The 16,801-nt window shown below is 34.4% G+C and carries 14 protein-coding genes, 3 pseudogenes and 2 riboswitches; of the genes and pseudogenes, 8 read left to right on the top strand and 9 right to left on the bottom strand.

The features are described from left to right. The first annotated feature begins 88 nt into the window (after window positions 1-88). The gene (motA, locus tag MVE64_RS21865) at window positions 89-889 is read left to right on the top strand and encodes a flagellar motor stator protein MotA (protein ID WP_121661118.1); all 801 of its coding nucleotides are present in this window, start codon (window positions 89-91) and stop codon (window positions 887-889) included. Beyond that, a pseudogene (motB, locus tag MVE64_RS21860) lies at window positions 882-1,642 on the top strand (flagellar motor protein MotB). The gene motA and the pseudogene motB overlap by 8 nt, the downstream one beginning before the upstream one ends. Before the next feature lie 68 nt (window positions 1,643-1,710). Here the strand turns inward: motB and MVE64_RS21855 are convergent. Continuing rightward, entirely contained in the window at window positions 1,711-2,172 is a 462-nt protein-coding gene (locus tag MVE64_RS21855) for a MarR family winged helix-turn-helix transcriptional regulator (protein WP_247341279.1), read from the bottom strand. A 472-nt stretch (window positions 2,173-2,644) separates the two neighbouring features. Here MVE64_RS21855 and MVE64_RS21850 point away from each other — a divergent pair, with 472 nt between their 5' ends. Further along, on the top strand, window positions 2,645-3,376 hold the full coding sequence (locus MVE64_RS21850; protein ID WP_247341277.1) for a ZIP family metal transporter: 732 nt from the start codon (window positions 2,645-2,647) through the stop codon (window positions 3,374-3,376). 49 nt (window positions 3,377-3,425) lie between these two features. On the opposite strand, the gene MVE64_RS27570 is transcribed toward MVE64_RS21850, so the two are convergent. Continuing rightward, a complete protein-coding gene (locus tag MVE64_RS27570) occupies window positions 3,426-3,674 on the bottom strand; it encodes an aspartyl-phosphate phosphatase Spo0E family protein (protein WP_281730409.1) in 249 nt (82 codons plus the stop codon). Window positions 3,675-3,975: 301 nt separating this feature from the next. Here MVE64_RS27570 and MVE64_RS21840 point away from each other — a divergent pair, with 301 nt between their 5' ends. Continuing rightward, window positions 3,976-4,746, top strand: a complete 771-nt coding sequence (locus tag MVE64_RS21840) for a divergent polysaccharide deacetylase family protein (RefSeq protein ID WP_247341275.1) — start codon at window positions 3,976-3,978, stop codon at window positions 4,744-4,746. Window positions 4,747-4,853: 107 nt separating this feature from the next. On the opposite strand, the gene cbpA is transcribed toward MVE64_RS21840, so the two are convergent. After that, window positions 4,854-5,489, bottom strand: coding sequence for a cyclic di-AMP binding protein CbpA (gene cbpA, locus MVE64_RS21835; RefSeq protein WP_247341273.1), 636 nt, complete (start codon window positions 5,487-5,489; stop codon window positions 4,854-4,856). A gap of 502 nt (window positions 5,490-5,991) precedes the next feature. On the opposite strand from cbpA, the gene abc-f reads away from it, so the two are divergent. Next, window positions 5,992-7,686, top strand: a complete 1,695-nt coding sequence (gene abc-f / locus MVE64_RS21830; RefSeq protein WP_247347184.1) for a ribosomal protection-like ABC-F family protein — start codon at window positions 5,992-5,994, stop codon at window positions 7,684-7,686. Window positions 7,687-7,728: 42 nt separating this feature from the next. Here the strand turns inward: abc-f and MVE64_RS21825 are convergent. The 5 genes and pseudogenes from MVE64_RS21825 to MVE64_RS21805 form a co-directional block, all read right to left on the bottom strand. Beyond that, window positions 7,729-8,273: pseudogene (locus MVE64_RS21825) on the bottom strand (1,2-dihydroxy-3-keto-5-methylthiopentene dioxygenase). A 54-nt stretch (window positions 8,274-8,327) separates the two neighbouring features. After that, on the bottom strand, window positions 8,328-8,951 hold the full coding sequence (locus MVE64_RS21820) for a methylthioribulose 1-phosphate dehydratase (RefSeq protein ID WP_247341271.1): 624 nt from the start codon (window positions 8,949-8,951) through the stop codon (window positions 8,328-8,330). Next, window positions 8,948-9,610, bottom strand: a complete 663-nt coding sequence (locus MVE64_RS21815; protein WP_247341269.1) for a 2-hydroxy-3-keto-5-methylthiopentenyl-1-phosphate phosphatase — start codon at window positions 9,608-9,610, stop codon at window positions 8,948-8,950. Before MVE64_RS21815 ends, MVE64_RS21820 begins: the two co-directional genes overlap by 4 nt. Then, window positions 9,607-10,848 carry a 2,3-diketo-5-methylthiopentyl-1-phosphate enolase gene (mtnW, locus tag MVE64_RS21810; protein WP_247341267.1) on the bottom strand — a complete coding sequence of 414 codons (1,242 nt, stop codon included), beginning with the start codon at window positions 10,846-10,848 and terminating at the stop codon, window positions 9,607-9,609. The genes MVE64_RS21815 and mtnW overlap by 4 nt, the downstream gene beginning before the upstream one ends. Before the next feature lie 176 nt (window positions 10,849-11,024). Beyond that, window positions 11,025-11,131: riboswitch (SAM riboswitch) on the bottom strand. Window positions 11,132-11,211: 80 nt separating this feature from the next. Then, complete coding sequence (locus tag MVE64_RS21805) at window positions 11,212-12,387, bottom strand: pyridoxal phosphate-dependent aminotransferase (protein WP_247341265.1); 1,176 nt, start codon at window positions 12,385-12,387, stop codon at window positions 11,212-11,214. A gap of 104 nt (window positions 12,388-12,491) precedes the next feature. Here MVE64_RS21805 and MVE64_RS21800 point away from each other — a divergent pair, with 104 nt between their 5' ends. The 3 genes and pseudogenes from MVE64_RS21800 to mtnA all read left to right on the top strand — a co-directional run bounded on the left by MVE64_RS21800 (window position 12,492) and on the right by mtnA (window position 16,000). Continuing rightward, the gene (locus tag MVE64_RS21800; RefSeq protein ID WP_247341263.1) at window positions 12,492-13,280 is read left to right on the top strand and encodes a carbon-nitrogen family hydrolase; all 789 of its coding nucleotides are present in this window, start codon (window positions 12,492-12,494) and stop codon (window positions 13,278-13,280) included. 159 nt (window positions 13,281-13,439) lie between these two features. Next, window positions 13,440-13,586, top strand: a riboswitch (SAM riboswitch). 94 nt (window positions 13,587-13,680) lie between these two features. Beyond that, window positions 13,681-14,885, top strand: a pseudogene (mtnK, locus tag MVE64_RS21795) (S-methyl-5-thioribose kinase). Window positions 14,886-14,947: 62 nt separating this feature from the next. Next, window positions 14,948-16,000, top strand: a complete 1,053-nt coding sequence (mtnA, locus tag MVE64_RS21790; RefSeq protein WP_247341261.1) for an S-methyl-5-thioribose-1-phosphate isomerase — start codon at window positions 14,948-14,950, stop codon at window positions 15,998-16,000. Between the two features lie 285 nt (window positions 16,001-16,285). Here mtnA and MVE64_RS21785 read toward each other — a convergent pair whose 3' ends face one another. After that, window positions 16,286-16,777: a methylated-DNA--[protein]-cysteine S-methyltransferase gene (locus MVE64_RS21785; protein WP_247341260.1), complete on the bottom strand. Its 492-nt coding sequence runs from the start codon at window positions 16,775-16,777 to the stop codon at window positions 16,286-16,288. Window positions 16,778-16,801 lie beyond the last annotated feature (24 nt).

Genomic DNA, 16,801 nt, shown 5'->3' with positions numbered 1-16,801 from the left:
CACAACTTCTTTAAACAAAACCTAAAATTTTTATAAATCTTACCGATATAATAGATAAGAAAATTATGAGGAAATATGGTGATTTACGATGGATAAAACGTCATTAATAGGAATATTACTTGCGATTATCGCAGTAGGTGTTGGGATGTTTATGAAAGGTGTTAGTCCTACAGTTTTAATTAACCCAGCCGCAATATTAATTATTCTTTTGGGTACAGCAGCGGCTGTTGTTATTGCTTTCCCAACTAGTGAAATTAAAAAAGTGCCTAAGCTTTTTGGTATTATCTTTAAAGAACAAAAAACTCCTACGATCCAGGAGCTAATCCCTTTATTCTCTGATTGGGCACAAGTTGCACGTAAAGAGGGTTTACTTGCACTTGAAGCAAAACTTGCTGATGTTGAGGATCCTTTCTTAAAAAGTGGATTACTTATGGCAGTAGATGGTCAAAATGCAGAGTTTATTCGTGATGTGATGTCAGAAGAAATTGAAGCAATGGAAGAGCGACACCAAGGTTCAGCATCTATTTTCACACAAGCTGGAACGTATGCACCAACACTTGGAGTACTTGGAGCAGTTGTTGGTTTAATTGCTGCCCTCTCCGACATGAGTGATACTGATGCATTAGGTCATGCAATTAGTGCTGCATTCGTTGCCACATTAATGGGTATTTTTACTGGATACGTATTATGGCATCCATTTGCTAATAAATTAAAGCGGAAGTCAAAGCACGAAGCACTAGTAAAACAGGTTATGATTGAAGGGGTACTTTCTGTTTTAGAAGGACAAGCACCAAAAGCAATCGAGCAAAAGCTAGCAACATATTTGCCAGTTACTGAAAGAAACAAATTAGATGCTGCTGTTACTGGAGGAGAGAGTGTAAATGGCTAAAAAGAAAAAGCATAAGCATCATGATGAACATATGGATGAATCATGGCTTGTCCCTTACGCCGATTTACTCACTCTCGTTCTGGCACTTTTCATCGTGTTATTTGCGATGAGTTCAGTTGATGCTCAAAAATTTCAGCAAGTGGCGAAATCATTAAATGCAGCTTTCGATGGAGGAACAAGTGTATTAGAATACCCAAGCCTACTCCTGAAAGCGAGTTAGAAGATCTTAATGTTCAAAAAGATGAAGCATCAAAAGAACAGTTAGAAGCTGCTCAGCAAAAAATGGAACAAGAGAACTTACAAAAAATACAAGAGAAAATCAACACGTACATTAAGGAAAATAACCTTCAAGCAAAGTTGGGTACAACTCTTACTGATGAAGGTTTACTAATTACATTACTAAATGATATCTTTTTTGACTCAGGAAGTGCAGATATTCGTGCGAAAGATGAAAAACTCGCTAAAGGAATATCTGAGCTTCTTATCATGAACCCACCTCGTAATATTATCGTGAGTGGTCATACAGATGATGTACCAATTAGTAACTCAGAATTTGATTCAAACTGGCATTTAAGTGTTATGCGTGCCGTTAATTTTATGAAAATATTGATTGAAAATGATAAATTGGATCCTAAAGCCTTCAGTGCTAAAGGATTTGGTGAATATAAACCAGTTGCTACAAATGACACAAATGAAGGCCGTCAAAAAAACCGACGTGTAGAAATTCTAATTCTGCCATACGAACAAAAATAACTTTTTAAAAAATAAACGGGTCAATCCAATATAGGATTGACCCGTTTATTTTAAACCTAAACAATTACTTAATGCTTTTCATTTTTCAATAAATCATTAGCATGATAACCAACTTTTTTAAGAAGTTCTGTGACTAATGCCTTTTCTTCATGGGATAAGACGTTTACAATTTCATCAATTTTTTCTTGATGAGGCGGAAATATCTCTTCAATCAGTTCTTTTCCCTTATCTGTTATTTGAGCATGTGTCACTCTTCGGTCGTTAGGACATGCCTTTCTCATAAGTAGTCCCTTTTGCTCTAACTTATCTACTACATATGTGATACTCCCACTTGCCAAAAGAATTTTCCCACCGATTTGCTGCAAAGGCTGATCTCCCTTGTGGTATAAAAGCTCTAAAACAGCAAATTCAGTAGGGTTTAATTTAAATGTTGATATATGTTTATTAACGACATCGTTAAATGCTCTATGGGCACGTGAAAGCACAATGAAAAACTTTAAAGACTCTTCTATTCCCTTTGTTTTTTCCAATTCATCTCAATCCTTTTTCAAATATCTTGAATTCAAAATAAATAATTAGCATTATAATAGAACATGTTGTATAGAAAGTCAACTTTTTAAAGAAACTTCGTATTTACTTATGTCAATAAATAGTAAAATTTCTGTATACATAGAATGATCTTACACAAGTTTTCATTTTGAAGCAATGTTTAGCTTAACGAAAGAGAAAGCTACTCCTCATATTTATTGTTATGTTTCATTTATGAGAGCTTTAAAATGTAATCATTTAAGATGTTGGAACAAATAAACCACCTATTCATATACTTTATTGAGCCTGCAACAGCAAGTGACTTTTTCATTCTATTCTTTGCTAATCGTATAATTAGGTAAAAATGACTTTCTATTTAAAGTGAATTCTTCCTTAGGTTAACTAATTCAGTTATAATAGTTCTAATTACGATTCTAAAGCAAAGTGTATCCATTTTAAAAGGAGCAATCACATATGTCAGATGTTTTATTGGGAAGTGTATTATCTGCCTTATCTACAGGATTAGGTGCATTACCTATCTTATTTCTTCAGAGAACGATTACGCATCGTTGGAGAGATATATTATTAGCCTTTACAGCCGGTATTATGATGACTGCTGCCATGTTAGGTTTAATTCCGGAGTCTTTAAATTATGGGGGAATATTGGAGGTATCCATTGGTTTATTCCTTGGGGTACTTACTTTAACTTCACTCGAAAGAGCCATTCCTCATATAGATTTGGAACATACCAAGAGTGGAATTAAATTTGATGAAAAAGCTATGCTTATTATTGCAGCAATCACCTTGCATAATATTCCAGAAGGATTATCAGTTGGTGTTAGCTATGCTTCATCTGTTAGTGAGACTGGAAATTTAATTGCCTTTGCGATCGGTCTCCAAAATGCACCAGAAGGATTTTTAGTTGCTCTTTTCTTAATAAATCAAAACATAAATCGTGGTAAAGCATTCTTAATTGCCACAGCAACTGGTGCGGTGGAAATAGTAGCATCATTACTTGGCTTTTATTTAACAAGCTTTGTCGCCTTTCTTGTACCATATGGTTTAGCTTTTGCAGCAGGTGCGATGCTTTTTATCATCTACAAAGAGCTAATTCCGGAATCTCATGGAGATGGCAATGAACAATTTGCGACATACTCCTTTATTGTCGGCATTCTTTGCATGGTGATCCTTATTAATAGTTTTTAATATAATAACATGAAGAAAATACAGTGCTTGTCCACTGTATTTTTTTCATTCAATAAGAATATCTGTCTGCATACGTAAATAACTTCATTGAATGAACTAAATCATGAAAAGGGGCAACTTTAGGTTTTTTCTCTTCTATTAACATCTGTTGATATTCGTTTAAAAGCAAGTCCAAATCTTGACTACATTGAACAGCCAATTCACTTGTATATCCTTCTTTATTAGCCGTTTCAATCATTTCTTTCCTTTTAATATTAATTGTTTCAAGAAGCTTTGTTTTTAAAGAATCATTATTCATCTCAGAATCCCTCCTAGTTATTCAATTTTGCGATAATCTTACGTTTCACTGTTCTTGATATTATCTTACCCAAGTAATCTTGTTAGAAATTATTACAAAACTTTTCACTTGTGTAAAGACTATCGCAAATTTAGACATTTTTTTCACTACTAATTATGACAAAATTGAAAACTTTTTCTTCTTATTTTTATTCCCACAACTGCTTAATTTTAAACTACCTTTTTCCTCTCCTTTAAAAACACATCTTTTTTATCAAGCGTGGTTAACCTATACATATATACTAATAAAGGAGAACACTACCATGAAAAAATGTATGATCAGTTTGATTCTTCTTCTTTCTATACCGATGACAACATTTGCTCAAACTAGCTCCATTGAAAGACAGGTAGCAATAGTTATTGATGACCTAGGGAATGGAATGAAAGGTACTGAACAAATCCTTTCCTTACCTATTCAATTAACAGTAGCGGTTATGCCATTTTTACCTACTACAAAAAAAGATGCAAATCTGGCCAATGAAAAAGGTCATGAGGTAATTGTTCATCTTCCAATGGAACCTTTACATGGAAAAAAGAGCTGGCTTGGGCCCGGAGCCATTACGACAGATTTATCAAATAAAGAAATTAGAAAAAGAGTAAATGATGCAATTGATGATGTCCCCCATGCAGTTGGAATGAACAATCATATGGGCTCTAAAGTTACAGCAGATGCTAGGGTAATGAAAATTATATTAGAGGTATGTAAGGAAAGAGGACTTTATTATCTAGATAGCAAGACCACCGGGAAAAGTGTTGTTGAATCAATTGCAAAACAATTAGAGGTTCCTTACTTGGAGAATGAGCTATTTTTTGATGAACAATATACAACAAGTCACATTACGAAGCAAGCTAATTTACTTATGAATCGGATTGAAAAAGATAATGAAATAATTGCAATAGGACATGTAGGAATAGCTGGGGAAAAAACAGCATCTGTTTTAAAGCAATATGTGCCCTTAGTGAAAGAAAAAGCAAAAACGGTTACACTTTCAAAATTATTTTTTGATCCTGAAGACATAACAAACTTAGAGTGATGTAGCTCGCTCAAGGAAAGTTTCCGTATTAACTGCCTCTTTTTCCATTACTTTAAAACAACCTGCTTATAAAAAGGGCTAACAATTGTAGCCCTTTCTGTGATTCCCTATTTATGATCAATACGATCAACAGAGGTAACTCTGAATTCTTTATCTTCTAATTTTTTAATAACCTTCTGCAACTTTTTCTCAGATAACTCACCAGACAAATTTAGAATAATTCTTCTAATATATTTATCACCATTATCCATTGTTAGCAGGCCTTCTATATTAATATCCTTAACAGCAGTTACTAAATCCTTAATAGCCCCTTTATGCTCCTTAGTTCCTACTGTAAGAAGAACACCACCAGTTTTCATCCCAAATGAATCTTCCAAGACATCCATTATATTTGAGTGAGTAATAATTCCTGAGAATTCTTTCTCTTCATTTAATACTGCTAAAAATGGAAGTCGTCGAATCGTTAAGAATGTCTTAAAAAATGAGTCCTCTTCGTATATGTATGCATCTTGATTCTGCACTAACGGTTCAATCGGATCACTTTCTTTACCATTATGCTCTACATAATGCTCAAGCAAATGTACTTTATAAATAAAACCAATAAAAGTTTTGCCTTCATTTTTTAAAACCGGAATAGAACGGTAACCTGTTTCCTTTAAATAATCATATGCTTCTTTTACTGTACAGCTAATATCACAATATTTCACGTCTGCTTTCTGTACATAATGATATCTAACCTTCAATTATACAACCCCCTTTTAACAAGAAATTTATCACAGCATTCTTCGTTAGTAAAGAAAATTCAAAGTTTTCTCAAAAAAACTTTTATGTTCATTTTACTTTATACTATATTTATGATTTCTAACATTTAGTATGGGAAGGAACTTAAAGATTATGTAAATGCAAGTTGTTCAGCAAACAGCAGAAAAAATTGATTATATATTGTTAAAATAACATTCTTAAGAAGCTTGCAATATTACCAAATCCTACATATAATTAATATATCTTAAACTGAAAGGGTGTATGTTGAAACAATGAAGTTCTAATTCTTTTTTCTGGCTATTATTAATTCATTTCATTTGAATTTTAATATTACCTAGAGAATTGGATTAGTCTGCATGTTAACATATACATTCCTTTAGTCGTTAAAATAGGTATGCTTTCTTTTTTGGTATACCGTTATTTCTTAATGAAGGCTTTGTATATCTTTATGACTGATCTCTCTAGGAATAGGGAGGTTTTTTTATACTTACATTACAAGCAAGAAATATTTCAAAAAGTTATGGTGAAAAACAACTTTTTACGGATCTTACTTTTGATATACACAACAATGACCGAATTGGTCTTGTTGGTCATAATGGAGCAGGAAAGACAACTCTTGCCAATATTATTTACGGAAGCTTAGAAGCTGACACAGGAACTGTTCATTGTAAACATGATATTAAAATTGGATACCTAAAACAATCGATTGAATATATGATGAATGATATTGGTTCTTTATCTGGTGAATTCATGGAAAAAGCAAGTGAGCTAGGATTAAAAAAAGTTCAAACATGGGAAAAGGAACGAATGAATCATTTAAGTGGTGGAGAAAAATTAAAATTTTCGTTAGCCGAAGTATGGTCAACCCATCCAGATATTTTAATCCTAGATGAACCAACCAATCATCTTGATCTGTATGGAATAAATTGGCTTGTTGAAAAGTTAGCATCGTTTCATGGAGCTGTTATCATTATTTCTCATGACCGTTATTTCTTAGATAAAACAGTAACGAGAATATTTGACATCGAAAATAGCAAATTAACTGTTTATGATGGAAATTACTCAACTTTTTATGAAAAAAAGAAAAAATACCAAGAAGAGCAGCTCCACCGTTATAATATTCAACAACATGAAAAGAAACGAATTGAAAGTCAAATGTCTCAATTACAGCAATGGGCAGGCAAGGCTCATCGAACAATGAGAGATCAAGAAGGCTTTAAGGAGTTTCATGGGGTAAAGGCTAAGAAATTAGATAAAGCCATAAAATCTAAAATGAAAAGACTTAATAAAGAGCTGGACAAAAATAAAATAGATAAACCATTAGAAGAAATGAGTGTGAGGTTCCAATTTGAAGGAAATAAAAAACATGGAAAAAGACTGATAGAGGCAAAAAATCTCTCAAAAAGCTTTCATTCGAGATCAGTGTTTAAGAGCAGTTATTTCTATATAAATCATGGAGAAAGAATAGGTCTTGTTGGACCTAATGGCTGTGGCAAAACAACCTTTTTGCGCATGCTCTTAGGTGATGAACCTATTACTACTGGTGACTTGTCAAAGAGTCCATCTCTAAAGATCGCTTATCTTAGTCAAGATGTTGCTGATTTGCCATTATTTCGAACTGTCCATGAGACATTAAACCTCAATGATAAAAATAAATTATTAAAAGCAAGAACTGCTTTAGCAAATATGGGGATTAAGGCAAGTAAGTTAAATCAACCTATTCATAGTCTTAGTTTAGGAGAGCGGACTAAAGTAAAGCTTACAAACCTTTTATTAGATGAATATGATTTACTTATTCTTGACGAACCGACAAATCATTTAGACTTAGCAAGCCGTAATCAACTAGAGCAAACATTATCCGAATTTCCTGGTACAATCCTAGTAGTTTCACATGACTATTACTTTTTAAATTCTGTGTGCGAAAAATTACTTGTTTTTGAAGAACAAAAGATAAAGCGAATAGAAATGACAATTGAAGAATATGAGGTTAAGAAGCAACAAACAAAAAAGAGTAATAAAAATCAATCAATTGAAGAAGAATTACTTGTAGTCAACACTGAGATTTCAGCTATACTTGGTGAATTAAGCTTATTAACTCCAGAATCAGAGAAATATCATGAGCTAGATATTTCCTTCCAGTTACTCACAAAAAGAAGACGTGAGTTAATGAATAGGTAAATGCAAAAAGCGTAGAATATTTAGTTCTACGCTTTTTCTCTATTATTTATTTAATTCTTGTTTTTCTTGGTATGGATGTGCCACCCATCCCTCTGTTTCAATAAACAAGCGTACTGCTACTACTTGGCGATCGTCCATTAATGTAAAGAAATGAGGATTACCCTCTGGTACTGAAATAACATCTCCAGCTTCTAATTCTACATCGAAGTAACCAGTTTGCTCATCACCTTTTATAATGAAAATACCATGACCTGCAGTAATAGCACGTACTTCATCCTCAGTGTGTGTATGAACGTTTTCGAATTTTTTTAACAACTCTTCTAGATTTGGTGTTGCATCAGATAACGCCACGATATCCCAAGTTTTATATCCTCTTCTTTCAGCTAAATCTTCAATTTCTGATTTGTATGCTGATAAAATTTCAGATTTTTCTTCATCGCTAAGAACAAATTTTTCAACTAAGTGTGAAGGAAGTTTGCTCATATCCCAATGCTCATAAAGTACACCTTGTTTCTCTAAGAAGCTTGAAACCTGTTCTTCTGACCTTCAACTACTTCATTTGTATTTCTCACTTTAATTACTGCCATAATCTTTCTCCTCCGTTATTTAGTATAGTTTTATATAATATATTCCTTCCTAAATTAAACCAAAACTGCTTTTAATGTTAACAGCTTCAGATGATAGGAAAATAAAAATTCACTGGCTTCTAAATATTTCTTCGCTTCTAATGCATCTCTTCCCCATGCGGTTATTCCATGATTTCTAATAAGAACTGCCCCCGCATCTTCTTTTACAAACTCACTGAAGCTCTCCGCTAAAGTTGGAATATGTGCATAGTTATAGATGATTGGGATTGTAAATTCAGCATCCTCATCCCATAAGCCATATGCTTTAATAATTTCCTGTCCTCTAAATGTAATCTTACCTTTATCACCGTAGAGCTCTGAAATAATATTATTGTCAACTGTATGGACGTGAAGGCTGCAACCAGCTTTTGTTTTATTAAATATCTCTACATGTAATAATGTTTCTGCAGAAGGCTTTAGGTGAGTATCCTTAACTGGCTTTCCTTCTCTATCAACAAGTAAAAAGTCCTCATCTGTTTCCTTCGTCTTATCTTTTCCACTTGCTGTTACAAGGAACTCGATAGGTTCATCGCTCACTTTTATCGCAAGATTCCCACTTGTACCTGGAAACCAATCTCTTTTCGCTAACACCCGCTTTATGTCAGCTAATTCCTCCCAGCGCTGGTTGATCATGGTCATGCCCTCACCTCCTCAAGATTTTCTAAGATATTAATCACATCAAAAAAAGTTATAAAGGACTGATGAGGCAAATGAAGATCCTGACATTTTTCCAATAGCAAATCCCTTGCTATTACATAATCTGCTAGTTTTGCAGCTTGAAGGTCTGTTATAGAATCTCCAATTACAATTTTCTCTTGATTAGACTTTGTTAGCTTGCGGATAAGTGAAGTCTTACAGCAACCGCAATCATTTGTACAAGATTTATCACAACTATAAGGCCATTCTATTTGTATATGATCATTACTGAAATTCGCCTTATTGCAATAAATTTGTTCTTCCTCTATTAAACCTTCAAGTAAAGGATAAACAAAAAAATCAATTCCTCCACTAACAATATAAAGAGGAATATTTTTATCTTTGGTAAATTGAACAAAATCCCTAAATCCAGAACGAATTTCTGCATGATCTAAAATGTATTTCACAATTTCGTCTTTAGAAGAAGATGGTAGTAATTGAAACATTTTCCCAACACCCTCCTGAATAGAGATTTCTTGCGATAATACACCATTTTTTAAAGCATCCCATTCTGGTGGAGCAAATCTTTTCATAATTGCAATAATATTATCAGTCTCTGTAATCGTCCCATCAAAATCACATATAATTACTCGATTACTCATTTACTCACCTCTTTGACACCCCAAAGATCTATAGCAAGTTTGAGATCTTCGTGTACATTCGCTGCTTCTGTTAAAGAAGTACCTGCTAGAGTTGCGTCGATTGCTGAACGGAATGCTTGTCCACCGCCAATTGCTCCATTTGGATGACCATGAACACCACCGCCTGCATTTATTATTGAATCTTTACCGAAATCATTCATAAGTAACGGAACTAAGCCTGGATGAATTCCGGCTGAAGGAACTGGAAACGATTGCTTAAATGATTCTTTCTTCAAACAATTTTCTGCAATACCTAAGGCTTCTTTTCGATCTAATGCTACACTTCCATATGGAGAAGGGAATAAAGAGAAATCTGCACCAGATTTTCGTAATAGCTTACCTAGTAAAAGTGAACTTGAAAATCCATATAAGCTGGACGCAGTAGAAGCTCCACTCACAGCAGGGTGAGCCATAATAGGTACGTTTATATCCGGATCCTCTGCTAAGCTTTGTAATACATCTAACCCGTATGCAAATACGTTAAACAACAAAACATTTGCACCAAGCTCTGAAGCTTTTTTAGCTTTATCTTTAAGATCAAATGTTTTACCAGACAAATTAACAGCATATAAAGCTTTATGTCCAGTTTCTTGAAACACCTGGTTTAATACCTCTTTACCAGCAAGAATTCGCTCCCCGAATGGAGTTAATGGATTATCAAACAGAATTTCATCGTCTTTTACTAAATCAACCCCACCTAAAACTTGCTGTCTTAACTGATCTTTTAAGTATTGTAAGTCACGCCCAATTACACCCTTAAAAATACTCATTAATAAAGGGCGATCATAGACACCGACTAATTCCCGAATTCCTTGTACACCAAATTTTGGACCCGGAAACGAAGCTTTCACATCTTCCGAGAACTCTAAATCAAGTAATTTTACTTCACCGTCTAGAGATAGTTTTCCGAAAACAGTTGTTAATATGGCTGGGAGATCATGACTATAATTTATGCTCGGATAAGCAATTTTAATTATTCCTTTTGTTACGTTTTTTCCTAAAAATTGATTTGTTTTATCACAAGATTCTAGCTGACTGACCTCTAGAACACGACCTTTATGAGCTTTAAGTTGCTCCTGTTCAAGCAATGGAAGATCTGTCCAGGAACCAACCGTTAACCCTAAAGCAATTCCTTCTGCTTTTTTATGTAAGTCTCCTTTAGCATCGTGTACAAGATATGTAGCAATGACTTCACTCACTTAAAACCCTACTTTCTATCTATCACGTTTTCTGAATCTTTCTATTTATCGTACTAATTCTATCATCTTTAATTAGTTTATGCATAACATTCCTTTTCTATTTTTTCTGTTTATAAAAATAAAAAAACCTCTTTGATAGATCAAAGAGGTTACTAATGCATAAGTAATAAGCAATCTCCTTATCTATCAGCGAATGCTGCAAGAATTAGCACCGTGCTTAACCTAAGTTAAGTCGGTTGCCGGGCTTCATCGGGCTAGTCCCTCCACCTGCTCTTGATAAGAACGAAACGTTCATTTTTGAAATTAATTTGGATTATGACAGATCTCACTTCTACTGTCAAGAAGAAATTAAGGCATCAAGCCTTAAAAAAGATTAAGAGCTTTAATTCTCTGAGCAGCTTCTCTAAGCCGGTCCTCAGAAGTTAATAAACCAACTCTAACATATCCCTCACCATATTCACCAAAACCTACTCCAGGTGCAACAACGACATGTGCATGTTGAAGCAGAAAATCGGAAAACTCTTCAGAAGAATCGAATTGTTTAGGAACCGGCAACCAAGCAAAAAACGATCCTGACGGCGCCAAAACATCCCAACCGATCTCACGAACAGCTGTAATGAGAGCATTTCTACGAGATTCGTAACGTGCATTTAGTTCTTCAACACATGTTTGCGGACTAAGTAACGCATGTGCAGCTGCTTCTTGAATTGCACTAAATACACTTACATACATATGATCTTGCAATAAATTTATAGCTTCAATAACAGAAGGATTTCCAACAGCAAAACCAATTCTCCAACCAGCCATATTATAAGTTTTGGAAAATGTGTAAATTTCAATACCAATGTCTTTAGCACCTGTTGTTTGTAAAAAGCTAATCGGCCTTTTTCCATCAAAACCAATTGCTCCATATGCAAAATCATGAACCACACAGATATCATTTTCTTTTGCAAATGAAACTGTTTCATCAAAGAAACTTTCATTTGCCGTTGCACCAGTTGGATTATTAGGATAATTCAAAAACATAAGTTTCGCCTTTTCTACAGCATCTCTAGACAAGCTCTTGTAATCTGGTAGGAACTGATTTTCGCTTAATAAAGGCATTACTTCCATTTTAGCACGTGCCAATTCAACTCCTGACCAATAATCCGGGTATCCAGGGTCTGGTACAAGCACAACATCATCGGGATTTAACAAGCATTGAGGAACCTCAACTAACCCAGCTTTTCCTCCAAATAGAATCGCTACTTCACTAGCAGGATCTACCTCCACTCCGTACTCTCTTTTGTAAAAGGTTGCAACAGCTTCCTTTAAGAACGTTTGACCACGAAATGGCGAATATTTGTGATATTGAGGATTTCTAACAGCTTCCTCCATTGCCCGAACGATATGTTCTGGTGTTGGTTGATCAGGGTTACCCTGTCCTAAGTTAATAACATCATGTCCCTTCTCGACAATTGTATTTACTTTCGCAACAAGACTGGCAAAAAATTGCTTTGGTAATGTATTTAATAAATGGGATTGCTCAAAAACTTTCATTTTCTACACCTACTCAAAAAATTCTTGAAATTCTAGTCACAAATCATATATTGTTAGAATCAACTTGTAAAGTAAAATTTATAAATGAAGGTGTGACTTAAAAAATGAAACCTATCATTGCATGTATTCAACTTGATATTAAATTTGGTGATCCTGACTTTAATTATCAACAAGTAGAAGAAAAAGTAGCATTAGCAGTCGAACAAGAGAATCCGAACATCATTGTCCTTCCTGAACTTTGGACAACTGGCTATGATTTAACCCGACTAGATGAAATTGCTGATCATGATGGCGAAAAAACAAAAACATTCCTAAGTAACTTAGCAAAAAAATATAATGTTCACTTTGTAGGTGGCTCTATTGCAAAAAAAAGCAAGGATAGCGTGACAAATACGATGTATATTGTGGACAATAGCGGAAAGTTTATCCATGAATATAGCAAGCTTCACTTATTTAAGCTCATGGATGAACATCATTTTTTAGTTTCGGGAACTGAAAAAGGGTTGTTTGAAATAGGTGGACTGAAAAGTGCAGGAGTTATTTGCTACGATATCCGTTTCCCAGAATGGATACGCGCTCATACAACAAAAGGTGCAGAAGTATTATTTGTTGTTGCTGAGTGGCCTATGCCAAGACTTCATCATTGGAAAACACTATTGCTAAGCAGAGCCATTGAAAATCAATGTTATGTTGTTGCATGTAACCGTGCTGGGTCTGATCCTAATAATGAATTTGCAGGACATTCTCTCATCATTGATCCATGGGGAGAGATCGTAGCTGAAGCAAACGAAAAAGCCGGAATAATCTCAGCCGAAATAGACGCTGAAGTTGTCAAAAAGGTACGTAGTCAAATACCAATCTTTGACGACCGTCTACCACAATATTATCAATAAAAAAACTTCACAAATATTTAGGCAATTCCTAATAATATATTGACAAAGATAAAGTAACATTGGTAATATCCTAATCAAGCGATATATTTTTCTAGAAAAGCATTAATTTTTTGAATACTTAATATGTTAAACATATACTTATGTTTTAAATAAAAAAATCTCTTATCAAGAGTTGGCAGAGGGACTTGGCCCAATGACGCCGCAGCAACCGACCATATTTCATCTTAAAATGAAATAAAACCTGGAACTTCCAGTTGGGCACGGTGCTAATTCCATCAGAAAGATAATCTTTCTGAAAGATGAGAGGTGCGAAGCAATGACTTCAAGCCTCTTTCAATCTGGAAAGAGGCTTTTCTTTTTAGAAAAGCCTCCAAAAACAACTAATTGGAGGTATAAATAAATGTGTGCACATAAAAAATCACCTATTTACGAACCACTAACTGAAAATGGAGCAATTGCCTTAGCAAAGAAATTGCAGCTGCTTCCTGAAAATAGTCAACTAACATGCAATGAGATTGGCGATGGAAATTTAAACTTAGTTTTCAGAGTGGAAAATCCAGAAAATGGAGAAAGCATCATTATTAAACAAGCATTACCATATGCGAAAGTAGTTGGTGAAAGCTGGCCGCTAACTCTTGATCGTTCCAGAATCGAAACAAATGCACTTCTTAAGCAAGCGGAATTTGTTCCACAATATGTACCAAAAGTTTTTTACTCAGATGAATCATTAGCAATAACAATTATGGAAGATCTATCACATCTTGAAATTGCTAGAGCAGCCTTTATTAGTGGAAAAGATTTACCACTATTATCTCAACATGTTGGAGAGTTCCTTGCTAAAACACTGTTTTATACATCTGATTATGGAATGGATCAGCATTATAAAAAATCGTTGGTTCAACAATTCATCAACCCTGATCTTTGTAAAATAACTGAAGACCTTATTTTTACTGATCCTTTCTTCAATCATGAAACAAACGATTACGAACCAGAACTTCAAGACGATGTAGAACAAATTTGGCAGGACAATGAGTTAAAGCTTGAGGTTGCTAAACTTAAACAAATCTTTCTAACAAAAGCTGAAGCACTTTTACATGGTGACCTGCATACTGGAAGTATCTTTGCAGATGAACAAGAAACAAAAATCATTGATCCTGAATTTGCTTACTTCGGTCCTATTGGCTTTGATGTTGGTCAAGTATTTGCGAATTTACTTTTTAATGCATTATCTCGCGAAACGAATAAACAACAAATTCTTTTCCATCATATAGAGACAACTTGGGATGTGTTTGTAAAAGAATTTTCAACAGCATGGGAAAATGATGGTTTAGAAATTTATACGAACTTAGATGGTTACTTAGATTATGTTTTAGAACAGATCTTTGAAGAAGCTATTGGATATGCAGGATGCGAATTAATTCGACGATCAATCGGTCTAAAGCCCATGTAGCTGACCTTGACACAATTGAACCATATGAAAAGAAAATTACTACAAAGCAAATTGTCTTAAAAATCGGCAGAGAGCTTATTGTAAATAGAAAAACAATTAAAAACACGCAACAAATTAGAGAACTTTTTAACCAAACTGCTTTATCAGTAATTTAAAGCACATTGATCTATTTTATTAGTGGTTGAACACATTTTTTAAAAGGAGTTTTTTTCATAAAATGTTAAACGAAAATTTTGTCATTCCTCGTTCCGTCATCTGGAAGGAAGATTATGTCTCTTTATTAAACCAACAAAAAATTCCACAAGTAACGGAATACCTTGAATTAAGAAACATTGAAGATGTGTGGGAAGCTATTCAATCTTTAAAAGTTCGAGGTGCCCCAGCTATCGGAATAACTGCTGCATACGGTTTGGCTCTGGCAGCTTTGCAGGATCAATCAAAATCACTTCAGGAGTTTCACCAAAATTTACAGAAAAGTCATGATTATCTCGCAAGTTCAAGACCAACTGCTGTAAACTTATTTTGGGCACTAGATCGGCTTATGAAAAGTGTGTCAAATGCTCAAACAATAGATGAAGCAAAATCAACAATCCTTAAAGAAGCCATCTTAATTGAAAAAGAAGATGAACAGGTTTGTCAATTAATTGGTGAACATGCATTGAGCCTTTTCAAAGATGGAGACAGAATTATGACGATTTGCAATGCAGGATCAATAGCAACTGCAAAGTATGGTACAGCACTTGCTCCTTTTTACTTAGCAAAAGAGAAAAATATTAACTTAAGTGTTTACGCATGTGAAACGAGGCCTGTCTTACAAGGAGCACGTCTAACTACTTGGGAGCTTATGCAAGCAGGTGTTGATGTTACACTTATAACTGATAATATGGCAGCACATACGATAAAGTCCAAGGACATTACTGCAATTATTGTTGGAGCAGACCGTATTGCAGCAAACGGTGATACAGCAAATAAAATTGGAACATTTAATTTAGCACTTTTAGCAAAATCATTTAACATTCCATTTTATGTTGCTGCACCTCTATCTACATTTGATCCCTCTATTACTGATGGAGATCAAATCCCGATTGAGGAACGCAATCCAGAAGAGGTTACTCAGATTAACGGCATTCAAGTTGCCCCAAAAGATGTGAAAGTGTTTAATCCTGCTTTTGATGTAACTCCTAATGAATTGATCGCAGGGATCATAACGGAAAAAGGAATGATAACTGGAGAATATAAGGAAGAGATAAAAAAATTATTCTCCAATTAATATGTCTAATGACTATCCATCTAAATATAAAAAGGACCAAAGCCTAGTTTACACTAGAGCTTTGGTCTTTTTTGTTTGTCAATTAAGATGTTTTTTTCCTTTTCTGAAAGAATATGAAGTTTTGATAGTATAGAAGTGTAAAAGAGAACTTTTTTTGGACGTTTGCTTTGATTCCACATATAACTTGCCCCTTTCTTTACCTTATGCAACTTTTTTCTCTTACTCAAATAATATGTTGCAAAGGAAAAAATGTGACAAGTAGTTAGTTGTTCCTTGATAACCGTGTTAGTGCTTAAATGCAACATTTTCATGAGTTAAAAGCTTAGCCTTTAACTCATTTTTATCCCCAGCATAACCGGTCAGCCTCTGATTCTTCCCTATAACACGATGACATGGGATAAATATCGGCAACTTATTTGCTTTATTTGCTTGTCCAATAGCACGTACAGCGCTCTTGTTACCAATTTTGACGGCAATGTCTTGGTAACTACAAACCTGTCCAATCGGAATTTGACGTAACTCAGCCCAAATCTTTTTTTGAAAATCTGTACCTTTTATCTCAAATGGTAGATCAAACTTTGTTCTTTCTCCATAAAAATATTCATGAAGCTGTTTTACTGCTTCACGAAGGATATGATGTTGCCGATCTTCCACAGGCTTATTTACACCTTGAAATTCTTTAAATTGTTCTGTAGTTAAAAATAAATGAGTAATTTCCCCATGTGTCGATACAATTGTAAGTCTCCCGATTGGGGAGTCATAATAAGTATAAAACATTTGTGTATATCCTCTTTATCAATT

It is taken from the genome of Metabacillus endolithicus (assembly GCF_023078335.1).
Classification (GTDB): Bacteria; Bacillota; Bacilli; order Bacillales; family Bacillaceae; genus Metabacillus; species Metabacillus endolithicus.
This window is presented reverse-complemented; position numbering and strand designations above follow the sequence as displayed.

Excerpts from the sequence above, each read along its gene's own strand:
- MVE64_RS21820 (WP_247341271.1), bottom strand. The coding sequence starts at position 8,951 with ATGACCATGATCAACCAGCGCTGGGAGGAATTAGCTGACATAAAGCGG.
- MVE64_RS21850 (WP_247341277.1), top strand. The coding sequence starts at position 2,645 with ATGTCAGATGTTTTATTGGGAAGTGTATTATCTGCCTTATCTACAGGA.
- MVE64_RS21800 (WP_247341263.1), top strand. The coding sequence starts at position 12,492 with ATGAAACCTATCATTGCATGTATTCAACTTGATATTAAATTTGGTGAT.
- MVE64_RS21805 (WP_247341265.1), bottom strand. The coding sequence starts at position 12,387 with ATGAAAGTTTTTGAGCAATCCCATTTATTAAATACATTACCAAAGCAA.
- MVE64_RS21815 (WP_247341269.1), bottom strand. The coding sequence starts at position 9,610 with ATGAGTAATCGAGTAATTATATGTGATTTTGATGGGACGATTACAGAG.
- motA (WP_121661118.1), top strand. The coding sequence starts at position 89 with ATGGATAAAACGTCATTAATAGGAATATTACTTGCGATTATCGCAGTA.
- MVE64_RS27570 (WP_281730409.1), bottom strand. The coding sequence starts at position 3,674 with ATGAATAATGATTCTTTAAAAACAAAGCTTCTTGAAACAATTAATATT.
- MVE64_RS21840 (WP_247341275.1), top strand. The coding sequence starts at position 3,976 with ATGAAAAAATGTATGATCAGTTTGATTCTTCTTCTTTCTATACCGATG.
- mtnA (WP_247341261.1), top strand. The coding sequence starts at position 14,948 with ATGTTAAACGAAAATTTTGTCATTCCTCGTTCCGTCATCTGGAAGGAA.
- MVE64_RS21785 (WP_247341260.1), bottom strand. The coding sequence starts at position 16,777 with ATGTTTTATACTTATTATGACTCCCCAATCGGGAGACTTACAATTGTA.